Source organism: Kluyvera fluvialis, from assembly GCF_059725275.1.
Map to the genome: position 1 here is coordinate 4,336,475 of NZ_AP046142.1, position 21,903 is coordinate 4,358,377.

The 21,903-nt window shown below is 53.2% G+C and carries 18 protein-coding genes and 1 pseudogene; 13 read left to right on the forward strand and 6 right to left on the reverse strand.

The genetic code is table 11. The features are described 5' to 3' along the window. Positions 1 to 114: 114 nt before the first annotated feature. Entirely contained in the window at positions 115 to 558 is a 444-nt protein-coding gene (holC, locus tag AC6I4B_RS20515; protein ID WP_497767788.1) for a DNA polymerase III subunit chi, read from the forward strand. Then, on the forward strand, positions 558 to 3,413 hold the full coding sequence (locus AC6I4B_RS20520; RefSeq protein WP_497767789.1) for a valine--tRNA ligase: 2,856 nt from the start codon (positions 558 to 560) through the stop codon (positions 3,411 to 3,413). Before holC ends, AC6I4B_RS20520 begins: the two co-directional genes overlap by 1 nt. A gap of 49 nt (positions 3,414 to 3,462) precedes the next feature. Here the strand turns inward: AC6I4B_RS20520 and AC6I4B_RS20525 are convergent, their stop codons facing one another. Next, the gene (locus AC6I4B_RS20525; RefSeq protein ID WP_497767791.1) at positions 3,463 to 4,656 is read right to left on the reverse strand and encodes a YjgN family protein; all 1,194 of its coding nucleotides are present in this window, start codon (positions 4,654 to 4,656) and stop codon (positions 3,463 to 3,465) included. Positions 4,657 to 4,845: 189 nt separating this feature from the next. Here AC6I4B_RS20525 and AC6I4B_RS20530 point away from each other — a divergent pair, with 189 nt between their 5' ends. Further along, positions 4,846 to 5,343, forward strand: a complete 498-nt coding sequence (locus tag AC6I4B_RS20530; RefSeq protein WP_497767792.1) for a GNAT family N-acetyltransferase — start codon at positions 4,846 to 4,848, stop codon at positions 5,341 to 5,343. A 23-nt stretch (positions 5,344 to 5,366) separates the two neighbouring features. On the opposite strand, the gene AC6I4B_RS20535 is transcribed toward AC6I4B_RS20530, so the two are convergent. The 3 genes from AC6I4B_RS20535 to rraB form a co-directional block, all read right to left on the reverse strand. Then, positions 5,367 to 6,197, reverse strand: coding sequence for a topoisomerase II (locus tag AC6I4B_RS20535; protein WP_497767793.1), 831 nt, complete (start codon positions 6,195 to 6,197; stop codon positions 5,367 to 5,369). 171 nt (positions 6,198 to 6,368) lie between these two features. Next, the gene (gene miaE, locus AC6I4B_RS20540) at positions 6,369 to 7,127 is read right to left on the reverse strand and encodes a tRNA isopentenyl-2-thiomethyl-A-37 hydroxylase MiaE (protein ID WP_497767795.1); all 759 of its coding nucleotides are present in this window, start codon (positions 7,125 to 7,127) and stop codon (positions 6,369 to 6,371) included. Positions 7,128 to 7,179: 52 nt separating this feature from the next. Next, on the reverse strand, positions 7,180 to 7,599 hold the full coding sequence (rraB, locus tag AC6I4B_RS20545; RefSeq protein ID WP_497767796.1) for a ribonuclease E inhibitor RraB: 420 nt from the start codon (positions 7,597 to 7,599) through the stop codon (positions 7,180 to 7,182). Positions 7,600 to 7,694: 95 nt separating this feature from the next. Between rraB and argL the strand changes: the two genes are divergently transcribed. Next, positions 7,695 to 7,790 carry a putative translational regulatory protein ArgL gene (gene argL, locus AC6I4B_RS20550; protein ID WP_497767798.1) on the forward strand — a complete coding sequence of 32 codons (96 nt, stop codon included), beginning with the start codon at positions 7,695 to 7,697 and terminating at the stop codon, positions 7,788 to 7,790. Then, on the forward strand, positions 7,760 to 8,764 hold the full coding sequence (gene argF / locus AC6I4B_RS20555; RefSeq protein ID WP_497767799.1) for an ornithine carbamoyltransferase: 1,005 nt from the start codon (positions 7,760 to 7,762) through the stop codon (positions 8,762 to 8,764). Before argL ends, argF begins: the two co-directional genes overlap by 31 nt. Positions 8,765 to 8,802: 38 nt before the next feature. Here the strand turns inward: argF and AC6I4B_RS20560 are convergent, their stop codons facing one another. Continuing rightward, positions 8,803 to 9,255 carry a YhcH/YjgK/YiaL family protein gene (locus tag AC6I4B_RS20560; RefSeq protein ID WP_497767801.1) on the reverse strand — a complete coding sequence of 151 codons (453 nt, stop codon included), beginning with the start codon at positions 9,253 to 9,255 and terminating at the stop codon, positions 8,803 to 8,805. A gap of 263 nt (positions 9,256 to 9,518) precedes the next feature. On the opposite strand from AC6I4B_RS20560, the pseudogene pyrL reads away from it, so the two are divergent. The 4 genes and pseudogenes from pyrL to ridA all read left to right on the forward strand — a co-directional run bounded on the left by pyrL (position 9,519) and on the right by ridA (position 11,527). Further along, positions 9,519 to 9,657 (forward strand): annotated as a pseudogene (gene pyrL, locus AC6I4B_RS20565) (pyr operon leader peptide). A 2-nt stretch (positions 9,658 to 9,659) separates the two neighbouring features. Further along, positions 9,660 to 10,595, forward strand: a complete 936-nt coding sequence (pyrB, locus tag AC6I4B_RS20570; RefSeq protein WP_497767802.1) for an aspartate carbamoyltransferase — start codon at positions 9,660 to 9,662, stop codon at positions 10,593 to 10,595. A 10-nt stretch (positions 10,596 to 10,605) separates the two neighbouring features. Then, on the forward strand, positions 10,606 to 11,070 hold the full coding sequence (gene pyrI / locus AC6I4B_RS20575; protein WP_497767803.1) for an aspartate carbamoyltransferase regulatory subunit: 465 nt from the start codon (positions 10,606 to 10,608) through the stop codon (positions 11,068 to 11,070). A gap of 70 nt (positions 11,071 to 11,140) precedes the next feature. After that, the gene (ridA, locus tag AC6I4B_RS20580; RefSeq protein ID WP_497767805.1) at positions 11,141 to 11,527 is read left to right on the forward strand and encodes a 2-iminobutanoate/2-iminopropanoate deaminase; all 387 of its coding nucleotides are present in this window, start codon (positions 11,141 to 11,143) and stop codon (positions 11,525 to 11,527) included. A 432-nt stretch (positions 11,528 to 11,959) separates the two neighbouring features. Here the strand turns inward: ridA and mgtA are convergent, their stop codons facing one another. Beyond that, positions 11,960 to 14,668: a magnesium-translocating P-type ATPase gene (gene mgtA / locus AC6I4B_RS20585; protein ID WP_497767806.1), complete on the reverse strand. Its 2,709-nt coding sequence runs from the start codon at positions 14,666 to 14,668 to the stop codon at positions 11,960 to 11,962. A 353-nt stretch (positions 14,669 to 15,021) separates the two neighbouring features. Here mgtA and treR point away from each other — a divergent pair, with 353 nt between their 5' ends. The 4 genes from treR to nrdD all read left to right on the forward strand — a co-directional run bounded on the left by treR (position 15,022) and on the right by nrdD (position 21,830). Next, complete coding sequence (treR, locus tag AC6I4B_RS20590; protein ID WP_497767808.1) at positions 15,022 to 15,969, forward strand: trehalose operon repressor TreR; 948 nt, start codon at positions 15,022 to 15,024, stop codon at positions 15,967 to 15,969. Between the two features lie 195 nt (positions 15,970 to 16,164). Next, positions 16,165 to 17,586 (forward strand): PTS trehalose transporter subunit IIBC, encoded by a 1,422-nt coding sequence (treB, locus tag AC6I4B_RS20595; RefSeq protein WP_497767809.1) that lies wholly within the window; start codon positions 16,165 to 16,167, stop codon positions 17,584 to 17,586. Between the two features lie 57 nt (positions 17,587 to 17,643). Beyond that, the gene (gene treC, locus AC6I4B_RS20600) at positions 17,644 to 19,299 is read left to right on the forward strand and encodes an alpha,alpha-phosphotrehalase (protein WP_497767811.1); all 1,656 of its coding nucleotides are present in this window, start codon (positions 17,644 to 17,646) and stop codon (positions 19,297 to 19,299) included. Positions 19,300 to 19,691: 392 nt separating this feature from the next. Further along, positions 19,692 to 21,830 carry an anaerobic ribonucleoside-triphosphate reductase gene (gene nrdD, locus AC6I4B_RS20605; protein ID WP_497767812.1) on the forward strand — a complete coding sequence of 713 codons (2,139 nt, stop codon included), beginning with the start codon at positions 19,692 to 19,694 and terminating at the stop codon, positions 21,828 to 21,830. Positions 21,831 to 21,903 lie beyond the last annotated feature (73 nt).

Here is a 21,903-nt window from a genome sequence, read left to right on the forward strand (position 1 = left end):
TCAATGCCGGGTGGTGCTGCGCTTACCCGGCCGACAACGTCACGATTCCGTAGGCCGGGTAAGCGTAGCGCCACCCGGCTTAAGCATTTAAAGTGACCACAAGAAGCCCCATATATGAAGAATGCAACGTTCTACCTTCTGGACAACGACAACACCGCCGATGACTTAAGCACCGTCGAGCAACTGGTGTGTGAAATTGCCGCAGAACGTTGGCGCGCGGGAAAGCGCGTGCTGATCGCCTGTGAGGACGAACAGCAGGCCATTCGCCTGGATGAAGCCCTGTGGACGCGTCCGCCGGAAAGTTTTGTCCCTCATAACCTGGCGGGTGAAGGCCCACGCGGCGGTGCGCCGGTCGAGATTGCGTGGCCGCAAAAGCGCAACAGTAGCCCACGCGATATCCTGATCAGTCTGCGGGTAAATTTTGCAGATTTTGCCACCGCTTTCACAGAAGTGGTAGACTTTGTCCCTTACGAAGACTCTTTAAAACAACTCGCACGCGAACGCTACAAAGCCTACCGCGTGGCTGGTTTTAACCTGAATACGGCAACCTGGAAATAATGGAAAAGACATATAACCCACAAGATATCGAACAGCCGCTTTACGAGCACTGGGAACAGCAGGGCTACTTCAAGCCGAACGGCGACGAAAGTAAAGAATCCTTCTGCATCATGATCCCGCCGCCAAACGTCACCGGCAGTTTGCATATGGGTCACGCCTTCCAGCAAACCATCATGGATACCATGATCCGCTATCAGCGTATGCAGGGTAAAAACACCCTGTGGCAGGTCGGTACAGACCATGCCGGGATCGCTACCCAGATGGTCGTTGAGCGCAAGATTGCCGCAGAAGAAGGTAAAACCCGTCACGATTACGGTCGCGATGCCTTTATCGACAAAATTTGGCAGTGGAAAGCAGAATCTGGCGGCACTATTACCCGCCAGATGCGCCGTCTTGGCAACTCCGTGGACTGGGAGCGCGAGCGCTTCACCATGGACGAAGGTCTTTCCAATGCCGTGAAAGAAGTCTTCGTGCGCCTGTACAAAGAAGACCTGATTTACCGTGGCAAACGCCTGGTCAACTGGGATCCGAAACTGCGCACCGCAATTTCTGACCTCGAAGTAGAAAACCGCGAGTCTAAAGGCTCGATGTGGCACATCCGCTATCCGCTGGCTGATGGCGCGAAAACTGCCGACGGTAAAGATTACCTGGTCGTTGCGACCACCCGTCCAGAAACCGTGCTGGGCGATACCGGTGTCGCTGTAAACCCAGAAGATCCGCGTTACAAAGACCTGATTGGCAAATTTGTTATTCTGCCGCTGGTTAACCGCCGTATTCCGATTGTGGGCGATGAACACGCCGACATGGAAAAAGGCACTGGCTGCGTGAAAATCACCCCGGCGCATGACTTTAACGACTATGAAGTGGGTAAACGTCATCAACTGCCGATGATCAACATCCTGACCTTTGATGGTGATATCCGCGAAAGCGCGCAGGTATTTGATACCAAAGGTGAAGAGTCTGATGTCTACCCTACCGACATCCCGGCAGAGTTCCAGAATCTGGAACGTTTTGCTGCGCGTAAAGCGGTAGTTGCAGCCGTCGATGCGCTCGGCCTGCTGGAAGAGATTAAACCACACGATCTGACTGTCCCTTACGGCGACCGTGGCGGCGTGGTTATCGAACCGATGCTGACCGACCAGTGGTACGTGCGCGCCGATGTGCTGGCAAAACCGGCCGTTGAAGCGGTTGAGAATGGCGACATTCAGTTCGTGCCAAAACAGTACGAAAACATGTATTTCTCCTGGATGCGCGATATTCAGGACTGGTGTATCTCCCGTCAGCTGTGGTGGGGTCACCGCATTCCGGCATGGTACGACAACGACGGTAACGTCTACGTAGGCCGCACCGAAGACGAAGTGCGTCAGGAAAATAACCTGGCTGCCGACGTTCAACTGCGTCAGGACGAAGATGTTCTGGATACCTGGTTCTCCTCCGCACTGTGGACGTTCTCTACCCTCGGCTGGCCGGAAAACACCGACGCGCTACGTCAGTTCCACCCAACCAGCGTGATGGTTTCTGGCTTCGACATCATCTTCTTCTGGATTGCCCGCATGATCATGATGACCATGCACTTCATCAAAGATGAAAACGGCAAGCCGCAGGTTCCGTTCCATACCGTGTACATGACCGGTCTGATTCGCGACGACGAAGGCCAGAAGATGTCTAAATCCAAGGGTAACGTGATTGACCCGCTGGATATGGTCGATGGTATCTCTCTGCCAGATCTGCTTGCCAAGCGTACCGGCAACATGATGCAGCCGCAGCTGGCTGAGAAAATTGCGAAACGTACCGAGAAGCAATTCCCGGACGGCATTGAGCCGCACGGCACCGACGCCCTGCGTTTCACCCTGGCGGCACTGGCCTCTACCGGTCGTGATATCAACTGGGATATGAAACGTCTGGAAGGTTACCGTAACTTCTGTAACAAGCTGTGGAACGCCAGCCGCTTCGTGCTGATGAATACCGAAGAGCAGGACTGCGGCTTCAACGGCGGCGACATGACGCTGTCGCTGGCAGACCGCTGGATTCTGGCGGAATTCAACCACACCATTAAAGCGTACCGCGAAGCGCTGGATAGCTTCCGCTTCGATATCGCTGCTGGCATTCTTTACGAGTTCACCTGGAACCAGTTCTGTGACTGGTATCTGGAGCTGACCAAGCCGGTAATGAGCGGCGGTTCTGAGTCTGAACTGCGCGGCACGCGTAATACGTTGGTCACGGTTCTGGAAGGTCTGCTGCGTCTGGCGCATCCGATTATTCCATTCATCACCGAAACCATCTGGCAGCGTGTGAAGGTGATGAAAGGCATCACCGCCGACACCATCATGTTGCAGCCGTTCCCGGAATATAACGCGGCACAGGTTGATGAAGCGGCGCTGGCTGACACCGAATGGCTGAAGCAGGCGATCATCGCTGTACGTAACATCCGTGCGGAAATGAACATCGCCCCAGGCAAGCCACTGGAACTGTTGCTGCGTGGTTGCAGCGCTGACGCGCAGCGTCGCGTGACCGACAACCAGAGCTTCCTGCAATCAATGGCGCGTCTGGAAAGCATCACCGTGCTGCCAGCCGATGACAAAGGCCCGGTTTCCGTAACCAAAATCATCGACGGCGCTGAGCTGCTGATCCCGATGGCTGGCCTCATCAACAAAGAAGATGAACTGGCGCGTCTGGCGAAAGAAGTGGCGAAAATCGAAGGTGAAATCAGCCGCATCGAGAACAAACTGGCAAACGAAGGCTTTGTGGCGCGCGCACCGGAAGCGGTGATCGCCAAAGAGCGTGAGAAGCTAGAAGGTTATGCCGAAGCGAAAGCGAAGCTGATTGAACAGCAGGCTGTTATCGCCGCGCTGTAATTGCTCGCATTCAGAAATAAGGCCGGAGGAGACTCCGGCCTTATTATTTTTACATAAAATGAAGCGTGGGTATCACGCCACGGGAAATACGTGAACCGATACCATTATCAATAGCCTCATCGCTATTACTCATTACCAGCGCATCCAGATCACCCACCACATACGTATTTTCTGCCAGCCAGGCTAAATACCACACTCTCAATAATGGATAAGCCAGCCCAAGCGTTATCGCAGAGAGAAGATACAGGCTACCTAAATGGTAAACCATGCCAGAAAAGGTCAGCGTGGAACGAAAGTGGATCGTATCGTCGGCTAATCGCAAATTCGCCAGAAAATAGTTACGAAACGCCATAATCAAATAGCTTGTTGAAACCCCAAGACCGAGAAAATAAATAAAATAGATGGCGATAAGCCGTGGCTTAATTTCGAACAAGAACAGTTTAGCTTCCTCTACGATTATGTCACGCTTACCTAACTGTATAATGAATACCAAAGCCTCGTGAAAGAGAAACCCCACAACCAGTAAAAACGGGATCAGCGCGAGCATCGCCAAAACGGCCAATTTAATGCAGCGCCAGATATCAATCAACACATCAAACCGGTGGATACCGAAACGACTGCCTTCCCCCACAATATTCATCATTTTACTGTAGGTTATGCCATTAATGACCGCTAAACTGGATAATCCCACTACGGCGAACATCATAGTAGAGAAGGTCGTTGCGTGCCGAAATCCCCCGCTAAGCGACCATATTATTCCCATCACAAAACCCCACAGCAGGAGCATCAGCATCGGTAACCCAAACATCTCCCACCATGCTTGCATCATAGGGCAGTTAAAGCCGAAACGAACGCCGTTAAAAGACGTCATGTTCGCCTGATACTGTAAACTTTTAACCACCATAAAAGGGCGCGACATTATCACCAGGATCAAAATCACAGTACCGATAAAAACATTATCGGTATCAATTAAAATAATGCCTGAGAGATATATAAAAAACAGCACAACCCAACTTAAAAAGACATCCGCCCCCGTCATTTCACAGGAGAATGATTGACCATTGAGTTTAATATTGTTGTGAATATAATTCCGACACTTCATCAGCGCCCAGGGGTAATATATTCCCAAGGTGATAATAACAAGCAACAAATTGACAAGACAAATACGAAAATAGCTAAAGTACCGCCCAGAGGACTCAAATACGTGAGATTGGCTATTATTACCGCTCAAACGTTCACCCATAATATATCCCTAATCAAATTAATCCATCACACTAATAATTACATACTGGAAATAACCTGCCAGTTAAAACATAATTTCGCATTAAAAAACAGAATAATATTAAACCCCTGCGATTTATAAGTTACTTGCATCAGATTACGGAGGGTGTTATTAGATGATTTTCTTTATGCTGTTTCACAAGGTAGTAAAATGAACGTTGTCGAGTCACTCACGATACGCCCACTCACGGTTAATGATAATCAGGCTATTGCTGCGGTAATCCGTCAGGCTTCCGCTGAATACGGCCTGACTGCTGATAAAGGCTATACCGTTGCCGATCCCAATCTGGATGAACTATTTCAGGTTTACAGCCAGCCAGGCGCGGCCTATTGGGTGGTGGAACGCGATGGGCAGGTCGTTGGTGGTGGTGGCGTTGCGCCATTAAGCTGTAGCGAACCCAATATTTGCGAGCTGCAAAAAATGTACTTTTTGCCGAGCGTTCGCGGGCAAGGGTTGGCAAAAAAACTGGCGTTAGCGGCGTTGGACTACGCGCGTGGGCAAGGTTTCAAACAGTGCTATCTGGAAACAACCGCCTTCCTGACCGAGGCTATTCACCTGTATGAACGGCTGGGCTTTGAGCATATCGCCGAACCACTCGGTTGCACCGGCCACGTCGATTGTGAAGTGAGAATGTTAAAACCCCTTTGAACCCTGCCAAAGGGGTTTCGCTGTTATTGCATTTCCGGCGATACCGCCAGGCGAATAACCCCTGCCGCTTGCGCTTCAGGTAAGGTCAGCACCTGCGTCCAGAAATTTTGCACCAGTTCGCAGGCTATTTTTTCCTTACCCACGCCCTTGCTTGGATCAGACATAATTTCAATATCTTGCCCATAGCGCTGTACCAGCACGGGGGCTACGTTACGCATATCCTGTAACGCGCGCTGTTTTTCTTCCGTGGTCACGGTGTGTTTATTCGGCCCGTAGGCGGCACGCATCATTCGCGCATCGCCGTCCATCCGCCGCGCAAGCACCTCTTGCGGGATGATATGCACCGGATTAATACCCCCTTTCACCGCCGGGAACAGGAAACGGAAGCACTCGTCATCGCCCTTTTTCTTCACTGCGGCCATTTGTTCGAGGTTGATATTCATATACTCGACAACATTAGTGTCAGGAGCCTGTTGCAGGCGCGCCATTTGCAGTTGCAGCACCTGCGGCTGAATAGCGTCGATGATTTGCTGTTCGCTATTTCCCGCCTCTTTCATCTGCACCGCCTGGCTGCGGATATGCTGCCAAAATGCCGGGTCTTGTTCCTTAATAACCTGGAAAGTCGGCATATTGAGCATCGCCGTTTCAAACTTTTGCTCTTCGGTCTGCCCGAAGTCAGGGCTTTCTCGCGGAATCAGATAATGCACATCAAACCAATTCCAGGCCGCTATTGCGACCACGAAAAAAACCACGCCGGAAATTTTCCCCACCCAACCTTTTTTGCGAAGTACCCCCACCAGGATAGCAATCACCACCCCAATGTAACCCGCCATTAATACGTGTGCCCAGTTCATCAACCATCCTTATTCCATAACATCAATCAGTTATTATGCTGGGGGATATTTCCCCTCTTGTGGCTTAGCCGCTGTGCTCTATCGAGATATAACAAAACGCCTTTACCGATTATTCAGGTAAAGGCGTTTAATTTCCAGCCACCAAATTTTATCTACTGATGATGAGAAAGGTCAGACTGGCACACCGCTGTGAAAGCGAAATTCGTCGTCAGGCGAGGAGATAAGTGCGGCTTCCACTTCGCCAAAGAAACGCACACGAGCGCTAATATCCTCAGCAGAAACCTGCTGCGCCAGCGCCAGATAATCTTGGTAATGGCGTGCTTCCGAGCGCAGAAGCGAAAGATAAAACGTCTGAAGATCGTCATCCAGATAAGGCGCCAGCGCCGCAAAGCGCTCGCAGGAACGCGCCTCGATGTACGCCCCGCAAATCAGTTTATCGATAAGCGTTAACGGCTCGTGGGTGCGTACTTCTTTAAGCATTCCCTTCGCATATCGGCTAGCGGTAATTTTCACATACGGGATATTGCGCCGTTGCATGGCTTCACGCACCTGCCAGAAGTGGTGCAGTTCTTCTTTAATAAGCAGCACCATGCTGTCGATCAACTGCCGCCCCCACGGGTCGTCAGTCTGCGGCATGACGCCCTTGCCAATCTGTTTATGCAACGCGACAAAATCCGGTTCATCGCCCTCTCGAAAGGCGAAGGCTTCATACGGTTTTAACCAGTCCAATAATGCCTGTGCGCCGTCTTTATCCGCGACATATTTACGCACTAATAGCATCGCGGTTTGCGCGGCTTTCAGCTCACATATGAGATGGTCGGTTAACAACAGCGGCAGATTCGCCGGACTGCGCGCTTTATCAAGCCACGCTTGAGGTGTTTTGCAGTGCAGAAAGGTCAGAATCGGGGAGAGTATTTGCGGATAGTCCATCGCATAATCCTTGCCCTACGGCAGCGGGCGCTGCCGTAGGTAATCAGATGACTTAGTGGCGAACGCCGTCGTCTTCTTCATCGACGAAATCTTCGTCGTCGTCACCTTCTTCGCCGTTTGGATCTTCGTAGTAAGTGCCCCAACCGTCGTACTCCACTTCGAATTTCTCTGCGAGGTTCATCAGTTGCTCAACCTGTGCATCAATCAGCTCGGCATTCAGCGCACATTCGCTCAGGATATCGCAACAGATAACGGTGTCGCCTTCTTCCACTTCCAGCTCTTCCGGCTCTGTCACTTCATAGCCCAGCTTGAACGCCTCAACCGCCGCCTTTTCCAGGCTTTCGAAATCATCCGCAGAAAGGTGGTGTTCAATCGTGTACAGCGCGTCAGGATCGCTGCCGTCGTCCAACAGTTCTTCAATAATCAGACGTGTTTCTTCACGCTGTTCTTCCAGGTGTTCTGGGTTTGCCATGTCGCGTTCCTCATAATGTGGCGGATACTCTTATTGTCACATACCGCCGCCATTGCCTCCACCTTTCCGATAAAGATTTGTTTCGGGGGTTGCAAATGAATATTCATTCATATAAAGTGAATTTTAATTCAATAAGTGGCTTAAGCCAGGTGAGGGAAAAATGTCTACTCTGTACAAAAAGAACTTCTTAAAATTACTGGATTTTACCCCGACAGAAATCACCACTCTGCTACAGCTTGCGGCAAAACTAAAAGCGGATAAAAAGAATGGCGTGGAATCGCCGAAACTGACCGGTAAAAACATCGCGCTCATCTTCGAAAAAGATTCTACCCGTACACGATGCTCTTTCGAAGTTGCCGCTTACGATCAGGGCGCTCGCGCGACCTACCTCGGCTCCAGTGGCAGCCAGATTGGCCACAAAGAATCCATTAAAGATACCGCCCGTGTGCTGGGCCGTATGTACGACGGGATCCAGTACCGTGGCTACGGCCAGGAAATCGTTGAAACGCTGGCGGAATATGCCGGAGTGCCGGTGTGGAACGGCCTTACCGACGAGTTCCACCCCACCCAGTTACTGGCGGATTTGCTCACCATGCAAGAACATCTGCCAGGCAAAGCGTTTAACGAAATGACGCTGGTTTATGCCGGTGACGCGCGTAACAACATGGGCAACTCGATGCTGGAAGCGGCGGCCCTAACCGGCCTTGACCTACGCCTGGTGGCTCCGCCTGAATGCTGGCCGGAAGAGAGCCTGGTGACGGAATGCAAAGCGCTGGCGCAGAAAAATGGCGGCAACGTCACGCTGACGGCAGATATTGCAGCAGGCGTAAAAGGGGCCGACTTTATCTATACCGATGTGTGGGTGTCGATGGGCGAGGCCAAAGAGAAATGGGCAGAACGTATTGCGCTGCTGCGTGGTTATCAGGTTAACAGCGCCATGATGAAACTGACCGGCAACCCGCAGGTCAAATTCCTGCACTGCTTACCTGCATTCCATGATGACCAGACCACGCTCGGTAAGAAAATGGCGGCTGAATTCGGCCTGCATGGCGGTATGGAAGTCACCGATGAGGTCTTTGAGTCTCCGGCCAGTATTGTGTTTGATCAGGCCGAAAACCGGATGCACACCATCAAAGCGGTGATGGTGGCAACGCTCAGCAAATAAACCGCGCTAACCCTGGCCGCAAGGCCAGGGTTATGCTGTTACCCAACCAGCAGTTTAATCACCGCTTTACGCACCTTCGCAGGCTGTCCAACCGCGCATAGCGGTTTGTGCACTTCGCCCGGATAGAACACCACAAAATCCCCTTCGCTCATCACGACCATTTTTTCCTGCACGCTGTCAGCCAGGAACGCGATATCTTTATCTGCCAGCCAGTCCGTCTCTGGCGTACCCGCAGGCATCGTGCTGAACGCCATACCTTCCTGGCCTTTTAACACCACCTGAATATCCAGATAACGCTCATGATATTCGGCGCGGCGTTCGGCACACGGCTCGGTCATATTTTCAGAGATCATATAGAACAGGCGGTTGCCGTCGATATCATATTTCCCTTCCGGGGTCGTATCGCTGACGTTTGCCTGCAAATGAACGATAGCCTGACGTAATTCTTCCGGCAGCCAGGACGGTAAGTGATGAATGTTGCCAATAATCATGAAGACCCCACAAATAAAACGATGTTTCAATTTTTAGTTGTTATACGTAAATTCGGCTTACCATACCAGCACTTTTTATCATGGTATTCGCGGACAGATGATTTAGCGCACACTTTGTCTCACGCCGTTTAGCGATGCATTTAAATGCACAAAAATACGTTAGCCATTCAATAAGAATCGTTTTCGTCGATTAAAGTGTGAATCCAACGCTTGATTGCCCAACAAAGCTGCGTATAATGCCACCCGTTTTGCCGGGAGGAATTATGGTTCAGTGTGTACGACATCGCGTCTTACCGCGTCTGAAAACAGACGCTGGCCTGCCGTTTTTTCTTTCCGTTGCATCCCTATTCTCAAAGCCCCTTATTTAAGGGGCTTTTTTTTTGCGCAGTCGTCAGGAGATAAACATGGCTAATCCGCTGTATCAAAAACACATCATTTCCATAAACGATCTCAGCCGCGAAGACCTTGAACTGGTGCTGGCGACTGCTGCCAGACTCAAAGCGCACCCGCAGCCGGAGCTGCTCAAGCATAAGGTCATCGCTAGCTGCTTCTTCGAGGCCTCGACGCGCACCCGTCTCTCTTTTGAAACCTCAATGCACCGCCTGGGCGCGAGCGTGGTCGGTTTCTCTGACAGCAGCAACACCTCGCTGGGTAAAAAAGGCGAAACGCTGGCCGACACCATTTCGGTTATCAGCACTTATGTTGACGCCATTGTCATGCGCCACCCGCAGGAAGGCGCCGCCCGTCTGGCGACCGAGTTCTCTGGCGGCATCCCGGTACTGAACGCCGGTGATGGCGCAAACCAGCACCCAACGCAGACCCTGCTTGACTTGTTCACCATTCAGGAAACGCAGGGCCGCCTGGAAAACCTGAATATCGCGATGGTCGGCGACCTGAAATATGGCCGTACCGTTCACTCGCTGACTCAAGCGCTGGCTAAGTTCAACGGCAACCGTTTCTACTTTATCGCCCCGGACGCCCTCGCCATGCCGCAGTACATTCTCGACATGCTGGACGAAAAAGGCATCGCCTGGAGCCTGCACAGCTCCATTGATGAGGTGATGGCGGAGGTGGATATTCTGTACATGACCCGCGTGCAAAAAGAGCGCCTCGACCCATCGGAATACGCCAACGTGAAGGCTCAGTTTGTGCTGCGCGCGGCGGATCTCGACGGCGCGCGCGACAATATGAAAGTGCTGCACCCGCTGCCACGCATTGATGAAATCACAACTGATGTCGATAAAACGCCACATGCCTGGTACTTCCAGCAGGCTGGCAACGGCATCTTCGCGCGCCAGGCGTTACTGGCACTGGTACTGAATAAAGATCTGGTTCTGTGAGGATATGACGATGACACACGATAACAAACTGCAAGTCGAAGCGATTAAACGCGGTACAGTGATTGACCATATCCCGGCGCAGATTGGCTTTAAGCTGCTGACGCTATTCAAACTGACCAAAACCGACCAGCGCATTACCATCGGCCTGAACCTGCCATCCGGCGAAATGGGTCGTAAAGATCTGATCAAAATCGAAAATACCTTCCTGACCGACGAGCAGGTAAACCAGCTTTCGCTGTATGCGCCGCTGGCGACCGTTAACCGCATTGATGAGTATGAAGTGGTGGGCAAATCTCGCCCGAATCTGCCAGAGCGCATTGAAAACGTGCTGGTGTGCCCAAACAGCAACTGCATCAGCCACGCAGAACCGGTTTCATCGAGCTTTGCAGTGAAAAAACGCGCCGATGATATCGCTCTCAAATGCAAATACTGTGAAAAAGAGTTTTCTCATTATGTGGTGCTGGCCAATGAATAGCGGTTGGTATTGGTTTTCCGCCTCCCTATAATGGTTGCGACCTCATTAATGCAGTTAAACTGGAGATATCATGAGCAAAACTATTGCGACGGAAAATGCACCAGCAGCTATCGGCCCATACGTTCAGGGCGTTGACCTGGGCAGCATGATCATCACTTCGGGTCAGATCCCGGTTGACCCGAAAACTGGCGCGGTGTCGGAAGATGTGTCTGCTCAGGCACGTCAGTCGCTGGACAACGTAAAAGCTATCGTCGAAGCCGCAGGCCTGAAAGTTGGCGATATCGTCAAAACGACCGTTTTCGTAAAAGATCTCAACGATTTCGCGACCGTTAACGCCACTTATGAAGCATTCTTTACCGAGCATAACGCCACCTTCCCGGCACGTTCCTGTGTTGAAGTGGCTCGCCTGCCGAAAGATGTGAAGATTGAAATCGAAGCGATCGCAGTACGTCGCTAAGTCGGTTTGGTGTAAAAAAGGCAGCCGAGGCTGTAATGTTGGTCAGTTAAGCGCCACATTCCGTTCACCTGATGTTTTGTAGAACATGAAGCACCTGTTCCTGTGAACGGGTCAAGGGGGACTGCCGAGTCCCCCTTGACAATCCCCTCGGCCCCGCAGGGAAATCGGTGCTTCGCACTACGCTCGCCTGCGAACTCCAGCCTGCGGCACGGCGAAACTCGACTTCCTGTCTCGGTTCGCCTCATCCCGCCATCCCTGGCGGTCTGACCTTGTCTTCCCTTCTCCGGCTCGCCGATTTCCATCGGGGACTCATCGGTTTCAGCAACTCTGGTTGTTGCTATTCATTCAAAGAGCGCAACTGACGGCGATACTAAAAGCAGAACTCCCCTTAACTGACAAGCATTAAGCCGAGGCTGCCTTTTTTGTTTTGCCTTATTGCCAGCCGTAGCGGCGGCTGAAGAAGCCCTTCACCCACTGCGTCAACGTCATATAACCCACCAAAATCGCCACCAGCCACGGGAAGTAGCTCAGCGGCAGCGCCTGCAATTGCAGATAGCTTGCCAGCGGCGAGAATGGCAGTGCAATCCCGACGACCATCACCACCAGCGTCATCAGCATTAATGGCCATGCCGCGCGGCTCTGGATAAACGGTACGCGGCGGGTACGAATCATGTGCACAATCAGCGTTTGCGACAGCAGCCCCACCACGAACCAGCCAGACTGGAACAGCATCTGCGTTTCCGGTGTGTTGGCCTTAAACACCCACCACATCAAGCAGAAGGTTAAAATGTCAAAGATGGAGCTGATTGGCCCGAAAAATACCATGAAACGGCCAAGATCTGCCGGATTCCAGCGCTGCGGTTTTTGAATCTGCTCGTCATCCACGTTATCAAACGGAATCGCCACCTGAGAGACATCGTACAGCAGGTTCTGAATCAGTAAGTGCAGCGGCAGCATCGGCAAGAACGGCAGGAAGGCGCTCGCCACCAATACGCTAAAGACGTTACCGAAGTTAGAACTGGCGGTCATCTTGATATACTTCAGCATATTCGAGAAAGTACGACGCCCTTCAATAACCCCTTCTTCCAGCACCATCAGGCTCTTTTCAAGCAGGATGATGTCTGCGGCTTCGCGGGCAATATCAACTGCGCCGTCCACCGAGATCCCAATATCCGCTGCGCGCAGCGCCGGAGCATCGTTAATGCCGTCGCCCATAAAGCCGACCACATGCCCTTCGCGTTTGAGCAACGTCACAATGCGCTCTTTGTGCATTGGCGTCAGGCGAGCAAACAGCGTGGTGCGCAGAGCAAGCTGCGCCAGCTCATCATCGCTAAGGTGTTCGATATCGCTACCCACCACCACATCGCCCGCATCCAGCCCCACTTCATGGCACACTTTCGCCGCCACCAGCTCGCTATCACCGGTCAGAATTTTCACCGTAATGCCGCTGGCTTTCAGCGCTTTCAACGCTGGCGCAGTCGTCTCTTTCGGCGGATCGAGGAAAGCGATATAGCCTTCGAGAATCAGGTCTGACTCATCAATACGCTGATAATCCCCTTCGCGCGCAGGCAAGAATTTGCTGGCAACTGCCACAACGCGCAGCCCCTGGCGATTGAGCGTATCGGTCACGCGTTTAATCCGGCGCAGCATGGTTTCATCCAGCGGTACGACATCACCGTTGTGATACACCTGAGTGCAGACGTTGAGGATCTCTTGCAGCGCACCTTTACAGATGAGTTTGTGCACCTCTGGTTTTTCGCACACCACGACCGACATACGGCGGCGTTCAAAATCAAACGGGATTTCATCCACTTTCTGCCAGTCGGTAGAAAGCTGGCGTGCAACCGTTTCGTCAACGCCTTCCAGCACCGCCGTGTCGAGCAGGTTTTTTAGACCGGTTTGATAATGGCTATTCAACCATGCGGTTTGTAGCACGCGCTCGCTGGCCTTACCGGAAATATCGGTATGGTTCTCCAGCACGATTTTATCCTGGGTCAACGTCCCGGTTTTATCGGTGCAGAGAATGTCCATCGCGCCAAAGTTCTGAATCGCGTCGAGGTGTTTAACGATAACCTTTTGTTTTGACAGCTTCACCGCGCCACGCGCCAGCGTGGAGGTGACAATCATCGGCAGCATTTCCGGCGTCAGGCCAACGGCAACGGAAAGCGCAAACAGCGCCGCTTCCCACCAGTCGCCTTTGGTATAGCCGTTAATCACCAGCACAATCGGCGCCATCACCAACATAAAGCGAATCAACAACATGCTGACGCGGCTGATGCCTTTCTGGAAGGCGTTCGGCTCACTTTCTTGCTCGCTAACTCGCCCCGCCAACTGACCAAACCAGGTGTTCGCGCCAGAGGCAATCACCATCGCCTGCGCCGTGCCGCTCACCACATTCGTGCCCATAAAGCACAACGTATCGCACTCTAACGGGTTGATCTGATCGGGTTCGCGGCTGTGCGCCACTTTTTCTACCGGCAGCGATTCACCGGTCAGCGACGCCTGGGCAACAAACAGGTCACGCGCCTGAATAATACGCAGGTCGGCAGGAATCATATCCCCGGCGGCGAGCTTGATAATATCGCCCGGCACGAGCTGGTCGATGGGCAGCTCAAGCCAGCCGCTTTCGCCCTTCTCATTAATGACGCGCAGCACCGTCGCGGTATTGCTCACCATCGCTTTCAGGGTATCGGCGGCTTTAGTCGAACGTGCTTCCTGCACAAAGTTAAGCAGCGTGGAAATCCCAACCATCAGGACAATCACCCCAGCCGCAAACAGGTCTTCCGTCGCATAAGAGACCGCCGCCAGAACAGTCAGCAGGATGTTGAACGGGTTACGGTAGCACAGCCACAAATGCACCCACCACGGCTGCGGCTGCTGTGTTGGCAGCTTGTTTTCGCCATACGTCACGCGCGCCTGTTCCACTTCCGAGGTGTTCAGCCCTTCCGGGTGAGAATGGAAAAACGCCCACAGTTCTTGCTCGCTTAGGTGCGCCATTTTCAGGCAATGCGCGCTAAGTGAAGGTGGAATCGGTGTGTTGGCAACACTTTGCTGGGTTGGCAGTGGATCGCGCTGAACTAAACGGCGCGGTAAATGGCGGCCAAGCTGAGCAAACAGCTGCCGGGTAATATTTTTCAGCATAAGAAATCCCCCTGTAACCGCCACACGCAGCCACAGTCAGACCAACGGGCACGGAAAAACCGTACCTGTCGGCACTTCATTTTTATTGCAGGGACATAAACGGAATGTCGCCGCCTCACATCATCGGTAAGACAGCAAAAACTGACCTACCGGAAAATAACTCTCCATACAGAGAGAAGGGTGGGATCGGGATCCATAACGCCTCCGGTAAGGTTAATGATAGAAAATGCCGCGCAAGATACGCAGAAAATCATAAGGTTTGTGATAATTACAGCGATATAATAACGGCTGTCTATTCAACGATACGTCAACCAGCAGGTTTGATGTGAAAAATATTCACGCGGGGCAACAATATGCAAAATCGGCTGACCATTAAAGATATCGCCCGTTTAAGCGGTGTCGGGAAATCAACCGTTTCCCGCGTGCTGAATAATGAGAGCGGCGTCAGCGAACGCACCCGCGAGCGCGTCGAAGCCGTTATGCACCAGCACGGTTTCTCCCCTTCCCGCTCCGCCCGCGCCATGCGGGGGCAAAGCGACAAAGTGGTCGCGATTATCGTCAGTCGCCTCGATTCTCTGTCTGAAAACCTCGCCGTGCAAACCATGCTGCCAGCGTTTTACGAGCAGGGCTACGACCCGATCATGATGGAAAGCCAGTTCTCACCGGCAAAAGTGGTCGAGCACCTGGCGATGCTCAAACGGCGTAATATTGACGGCGTGATCCTGTTTGGCTTCACCGGTATCACCGAAGAGATGCTCGCCAACTGGCAACCCACGCTGGTACTGATGGCGCGTGACGCCCACGGTTTTGCCTCCGTGTGCTACGACGATACCGGCGCGATTACCCAGCTCATGCAGCGCCTGTACTCGCTCGGCCACCGCCATATTAGCTTCCTGGGCGTTCCGCAAAGCGACGTCACTACCGGACAGCGCCGCTACGATGCCTATCAGGCATTTTGCCAGCAGCATCAGCTAACACCGGCAGCCGCCCTACCGGGGCTTGCCATGAAGCAAGGTTATGATTTCGCAAGCCAGGTGATCACCCCTGAAACCACCGCACTGATTTGCGCAACCGATACGCTCGCCCTCGGCGCGAGTAAGTATCTTCAGGAACAGCGCATCGACAACATCCAACTGGCGAGCGTCGGCAATACGCCGCTGACCAAATTCCTGCACCCTGAAATTATCACCATCGATCCTGGCTACGCCGAGGCGGGACGCCGTGCCGCTGGGCAGTTAATCGCCCAGATTAGCGGGCGCGCCGAACCGCAGCAAATCGTGATCCCCGCGCTCCTGGCCTAAGCAGAAATAGCGCTTTAATGTGATCGTCGCTACGTTTCGGGAACGTTCCCGTTTTCCCGGCGCGGTAAACCCGCTACGCTTATATTCAACATATCAATAACGGTTCATATCCTGAGTCCGCCAGTTTGCCTCACCAACAGGCAACCTGAGCTAGCGGTTATCGGGGAGATCTCACCTCTGTTTGAAGGCCCAATTATGAGCAAAAAAATAGAACAACAGAACATCGATAAACTGATCGAACTGGTCGGTGGACGGGAAAACATCGCCACCGTCAGCCACTGTATTACGCGGTTGCGCTTCGTACTGAATGACCCCGCGAAAGCCGATCCGAAAGCCATCGAAGAGTTGCCGATGGTAAAAGGTTGCTTTACCAACGCCGGGCAGTTCCAAGTGGTTATCGGCACTGAGGTGGGCGACTACTATCAGGCGCTGCTCGCCACCACCGGTCAAAAATCAGCGGATAAAGAGCAGGCCAAACAGGCGGCGCGCCAGAATATGAAATGGCACGAGCAGTTGATCTCCCATTTCGCAGAGATCTTCTTCCCACTGCTGCCCGCACTGATCAGCGGGGGTTTGATCTTAGGCTTCCGTAACGTTATCGGCGACCTGCCGATGAGCAACGGCCAGACGCTGGCGCAGATGCACCCGTCGCTGCAAACCATTTATGACTTCTTATGGCTGATTGGCGAAGCCATCTTCTTCTATTTGCCGGTCGGTATCTGCTGGTCTGCGGTGAAGAAAATGGGCGGCACGCCGATTCTCGGCATTGTACTGGGCGTCACGCTGGTTTCCCCGCAACTGATGAACGCCTATCTGCTGGGCCAGCAAGTACCGGAAGTGTGGAACTTTGGCCTGTTCACCATCGCCAAAGTGGGCTATCAGGCTCAGGTGATCCCAGCCCTGCTGGCTGGTCTGGCGCTGGGCTTTATTGAAACGCGCCTCAAACGAATCGTCCCGGATTACCTCTATCTGGTGATTGTGCCAGTCTGTTCACTGATTCTCGCGGTGTTCCTGGCTCATGCCTTTATCGGCCCGTTTGGCCGCTGGATTGGTGATGGCGTGGCCTTCGCCGTGCGTCACCTGATGACCGGCAGTTTCGCGCCTGTGGGGGCGGCACTGTTCGGCTTCCTGTACGCCCCGCTGGTGATTACCGGTGTGCACCAGACCACGCTGGCAATTGATATGCAGATGATCCAAAGCATGGGCGGTACGCCAGTGTGGCCGCTGATTGCGCTGTCTAACATTGCTCAGGCGTCGGCGGTGGTTGGCATTATTATTTGCAGCCGCAAGAGCAAGGAGCGCGAAATCTCCGTTCCGGCAGCCATTTCCGCTTATCTTGGCGTGACGGAACCGGCGATGTACGGGATCAACTTGAAATACCGCTTCCCAATGCTGTGCGCGATGGTCGGCTCTGGCCTCGCAGGCCTGCTGTGCGGCCTGAACGGTGTGCTGGCAAACGGCATCGGCGTGGGCGGCCTGCCGGGCATTCTGTCGATTAAACCGACCTTCTGGGGCGTTTACAGCATCGCGATGGTCATCGCCGTTATCGTGCCTATCTTCCTGACCGCAGTGGTGTACAAGCGCAAACTGCGCCAGGGCACGCTGCCGGTAATGTAAATCTTACTTTTGTTCGGGGCGCACTTGCGCCCCTTCGCCTTCTTAAAGGACAACTCAATGAATACACTTCCTCACTGGTGGCAAAACGGCGTTATCTACCAGATTTACCCTAAGAGTTTTCAGGACACGACCGGACGCGGAACGGGAGATCTGCGCGGTGTGACCTCACGCCTTGATTACCTGCAAAAGCTGGGCATTGATGCCATCTGGCTGACGCCGTTCTACGTGTCGCCGCAGGTTGATAACGGCTATGACGTGGCGAACTACACGGCTATCGATCCGACTTACGGCACGCTTGATGATTTCGACCAACTGGTTGCCGAAGCGCACCAGCGCGGCATCCGCATTGTCCTCGACATGGTGTTAAACCACACCTCTACTCAACATGCGTGGTTTAAAGAGTCGCTGAAAAAAGACAGCCCATACCGCCAGTTCTATATCTGGCGCGATGGCACGCCAGAAACACCGCCGAACAACTGGCGCTCAAAATTTGGCGGCAACGCCTGGCAGTGGGACGCCGAAAGTGGGCAATATTATCTGCACCTGTTCGCCACCGAGCAGGCGGATCTCAACTGGGAAAACCCAACGGTACGCGCTGAGCTGAAAAAAGTGTGTGAGTTCTGGGCCGATCGTGGCGTTGATGGCCTGCGTCTGGATGTGGTGAACCTGATCTCCAAAGATCAATCCTTCCCGGAGGATTCACTGGGCGATGGTCGCCGCTTCTATACCGACGGCCCGCGCGCTCACGAGTTTCTTCAGGAGTTCAGCCGTGATGTCTTTACCCCGCGCGGCCTGATGACCGTGGGCGAAATGTCTTCGACATCGCTGGAGCACTGCCAGCAGTACGCCTCACTCGACGGCAAAGAGCTGTCGATGACCTTTAACTTCCATCATCTGAAAGTGGACTACCCCGGCGGCGAAAAATGGACGCTGGCGCGCCCTGATTTCGTGGCGCTGAAATCCCTGTTCAGCCACTGGCAGCAGGGAATGCACCAGCAAGCGTGGAACGCGCTGTTCTGGTGTAACCACGATCAGCCGCGCATTGTCTCGCGCTTTGGTCACGAAGGTGAATACCGTGTTCCGGCGGCGAAAATGCTGGCAATGGTGCTGCACGGAATGCAAGGCACTCCGTACATTTATCAGGGTGAAGAAATCGGCATGACTAACCCCCATTTCGCGAAAATCGACGATTATCGCGACGTGGAGAGCCACAACATGTACAACGAGCGAGTGGCGCAGGGGCAGCACAGCGACGAACTATTGGCGATTCTCGCCAGTAAATCCCGCGATAACAGCCGCACACCGATGCAGTGGGACGCCAGCGACAACGCCGGTTTCACCCAGGGTACGCCGTGGATTGGCGTTTGCGATAACTACACGGACATCAACGTTGAACGCGCGTTGTCCGACCCCGACTCCGTGTTCTATACCTATCAGCAGTTGATTGCGCTGCGCAAGTCGCAACCGGTGCTTACCTGGGGCGATTATCAAGATTTACAGGCGGAGCATCCGTCATTGTGGTGCTATCGCCGCCAATGGCAGGGGCAAACGCTGTTGGTGGTCGCGAACCTCAACGCCGAGCCGTTAGCGTGGGAGCCGCCGTCTGACAATCAACGCTGGCAGCGTCTAATGAGCAACTACGACGATGCGCCACAAACCCCAACCACGATGACCCTACGTCCTTTTGAAGCTATCTGGTGGCTTCAGGGCTAATCTCCCGCCCGGTGGCGCTATGCTGCCGGGCTGCTCAAAATGACACTCTACATATCGTATTTGGTCACAATTCGCACAAATAAAATTTACATATCCCGTAACGCCTGCCATCTGTACTCTTGCATTTTTACTTTGTCCTGCGTCAATAAAAACGCAAACATCTTTGATGCATATCACTACATATAGACCTTAAAATGCGTTCCGGCCCAACATATGGTATTTATCGACTATTATTGCAACAGTCGTTGCAACAATGAGAATCACGAAAAGACCGTCGATATGTGGATAACCTGGGCCGCACTCGGGGGAAGGTATTGGTTAATGGGGTAATTACGCCAATCGCTGTTTTCCTGCCTCTGTGGATAACCTGTTCTTATTAAATTGGAGTGATCATGACACCGCATGTGATGAAACGAGATGGCTGTAAAGTGCCGTTCAAATCAGAGCGCATCAAAGAAGCAATTCTGCGTGCAGCTAAAGCAGCGGGAGTCGATGACGCAGACTATTGCGCCACCGTCGCAGCAATCGTTAGCCAACAAATGCAAGGCCAGCCACAGGTTGATATCAACGAGATTCAAACCGCCGTTGAGAATCAGCTAATGTCCGGGCCGTACAAACAGCTAGCCCGTTCTTATATCGAATATCGCCACGACCGCGACAGCCAGCGCGAGAAGCGCGGCCGCCTGAACCAGGAAATTCGCGGTCTGGTTGAGCAGACCAACTCGGCGCTGCTTAACGAAAACGCCAACAAAGACAGTAAAGTCATCCCAACCCAGCGTGACCTGCTGGCCGGTATTGTCGCCAAACACTATGCGCGTCAGCACCTGCTGCCGCACGACGTTGTTATGGCGCACGAGCGTGGTCTGATCCACTATCACGATCTCGATTACTCGCCGTTCTTCCCGATGTTCAACTGTATGCTTATCGACCTGAAAGGCATGTTGACGCAGGGCTTCAAGATGGGTAACGCGGAAATTGAGCCGCCGAAATCCATCTCAACTGCCACGGCGGTCACAGCGCAGATTATCGCTCAGGTTGCGAGCCACATTTATGGCGGCACAACCATTAACCGTATTGATGAAGTACTGGCACCGTTCGTTACCGCCAGCTACGACAAGCACCGTAAAACGGCGGCAGAGTGGCAGATTCCTGATGCGGAAAAATACGCGTTGTCTCGCACAGAAAAAGAGTGTTACGACGCGTTCCAGTCGCTGGAATATGAAGTCAACACGCTGCACACCGCTAACGGTCAGACACCTTTTGTCACCTTCGGCTTTGGTCTTGGCACCAGTTGGGAATCACGCCTGATTCAGGAATCGATTCTGCGTAACCGTATCGCGGGCCTCGGTAAAAACCGCAAAACGGCGGTATTCCCGAAACTGGTCTTCGCGATTCGCGATGGCCTGAACCACAAGCCAGGCGATGCCAACTACGACATCAAACAACTGGCGCTGGAGTGTGCGAGCAAGCGCATGTATCCAGACATTCTTAACTACGATCAGGTGGTTAAAGTTACCGGTTCGTTCAAAACCCCAATGGGCTGCCGCAGTTTCCTTGGCGTGTGGGAAAACGAAAACGGCGAACAGATTCACGATGGGCGTAACAACCTGGGCGTTATCAGCCTGAACCTGCCGCGTATCGCGCTGGAAGCCAAAGGCAATGAAGAGGCGTTCTGGAAACTGCTGGACGAGCGTCTGGTACTGGCGCGTAAAGCGCTGATGACCCGTATTGCGCGTCTGGAAGGCGTTAAAGCGCGCGTAGCACCAATCCTGTATATGGAAGGTGCCTGTGGCGTTCGCCTGAACGCCGACGACGATGTGTCTGAAATCTTCAAAAATGGTCGCGCGTCTATCTCGCTCGGTTACATCGGGATTCACGAAACCATCAACGCGCTGTTCGGCAACCAGCACATGTACGACAGCGAAATGCTGCGTGAAAAAGGCGTGGCGATTGTTCAGCGTCTGCGCGATGCGGTTGACCAGTGGAAAGATGAAACCGGCTACGGCTTTAGCCTGTACAGCACGCCAAGTGAAAACCTGTGCGACCGTTTCTGCCGTCTCGACACCGCCGAATTTGGCATTGTGGAAGGCGTTACCGACAAAGGCTACTACACCAACAGCTTCCACCTCGACGTGGAGAAAAAGGTGAACCCGTACGACAAAATCGACTTTGAAGCGGCCTACCCTCCGCTGGCGAACGGTGGCTTCATTTGCTACGGCGAATACCCAAACATTCAGCACAACCTGAAAGCGCTGGAAGACGTGTGGGATTACAGTTACCAGCACGTGCCGTACTACGGAACCAACACGCCAATCGATGAGTGCTACGAGTGCGGCTTTACCGGTGAGTTCGAATGCACCAGTAAAGGTTTCACCTGTCCGAAATGTGGTAACCACGACGCCTCACGCGTTTCCGTTACCCGCCGCGTCTGCGGCTATCTCGGCAGCCCGGACGCTCGTCCGTTCAACGCCGGTAAGCAAGAAGAAGTGAAGCGCCGCGTGAAGCATTTGGGAAATGGGCAGCTCGGGTAATCCTCTGCCGCGTTAATGCCCGGTGGCGCTACACTTACCGGGCCTACGGACTGCCGCATTAATGCCCGGTGGC

Coding starts and splice junctions, on each gene's coding strand:
- treB (WP_497767809.1), top strand. CDS start 16,165: ATGAGCAAAAAAATAGAACAACAGAACATCGATAAACTGATCGAACTG.
- AC6I4B_RS20530 (WP_497767792.1), top strand. CDS start 4,846: ATGAACGTTGTCGAGTCACTCACGATACGCCCACTCACGGTTAATGAT.
- mgtA (WP_497767806.1), bottom strand. CDS start 14,668: ATGCTGAAAAATATTACCCGGCAGCTGTTTGCTCAGCTTGGCCGCCAT.
- AC6I4B_RS20560 (WP_497767801.1), bottom strand. CDS start 9,255: ATGATTATTGGCAACATTCATCACTTACCGTCCTGGCTGCCGGAAGAA.
- holC (WP_497767788.1), top strand. CDS start 115: ATGAAGAATGCAACGTTCTACCTTCTGGACAACGACAACACCGCCGAT.
- nrdD (WP_497767812.1), top strand. CDS start 19,692: ATGACACCGCATGTGATGAAACGAGATGGCTGTAAAGTGCCGTTCAAA.
- AC6I4B_RS20535 (WP_497767793.1), bottom strand. CDS start 6,197: ATGAACTGGGCACACGTATTAATGGCGGGTTACATTGGGGTGGTGATT.
- miaE (WP_497767795.1), bottom strand. CDS start 7,127: ATGGACTATCCGCAAATACTCTCCCCGATTCTGACCTTTCTGCACTGC.
- pyrB (WP_497767802.1), top strand. CDS start 9,660: ATGGCTAATCCGCTGTATCAAAAACACATCATTTCCATAAACGATCTC.
- rraB (WP_497767796.1), bottom strand. CDS start 7,599: ATGGCAAACCCAGAACACCTGGAAGAACAGCGTGAAGAAACACGTCTG.
- pyrI (WP_497767803.1), top strand. CDS start 10,606: ATGACACACGATAACAAACTGCAAGTCGAAGCGATTAAACGCGGTACA.
- AC6I4B_RS20525 (WP_497767791.1), bottom strand. CDS start 4,656: ATGGGTGAACGTTTGAGCGGTAATAATAGCCAATCTCACGTATTTGAG.
- ridA (WP_497767805.1), top strand. CDS start 11,141: ATGAGCAAAACTATTGCGACGGAAAATGCACCAGCAGCTATCGGCCCA.
- treC (WP_497767811.1), top strand. CDS start 17,644: ATGAATACACTTCCTCACTGGTGGCAAAACGGCGTTATCTACCAGATT.
- argF (WP_497767799.1), top strand. CDS start 7,760: ATGTCTACTCTGTACAAAAAGAACTTCTTAAAATTACTGGATTTTACC.
- treR (WP_497767808.1), top strand. CDS start 15,022: ATGCAAAATCGGCTGACCATTAAAGATATCGCCCGTTTAAGCGGTGTC.
- argL (WP_497767798.1), top strand. CDS start 7,695: ATGAATATTCATTCATATAAAGTGAATTTTAATTCAATAAGTGGCTTA.
- AC6I4B_RS20520 (WP_497767789.1), top strand. CDS start 558: ATGGAAAAGACATATAACCCACAAGATATCGAACAGCCGCTTTACGAG.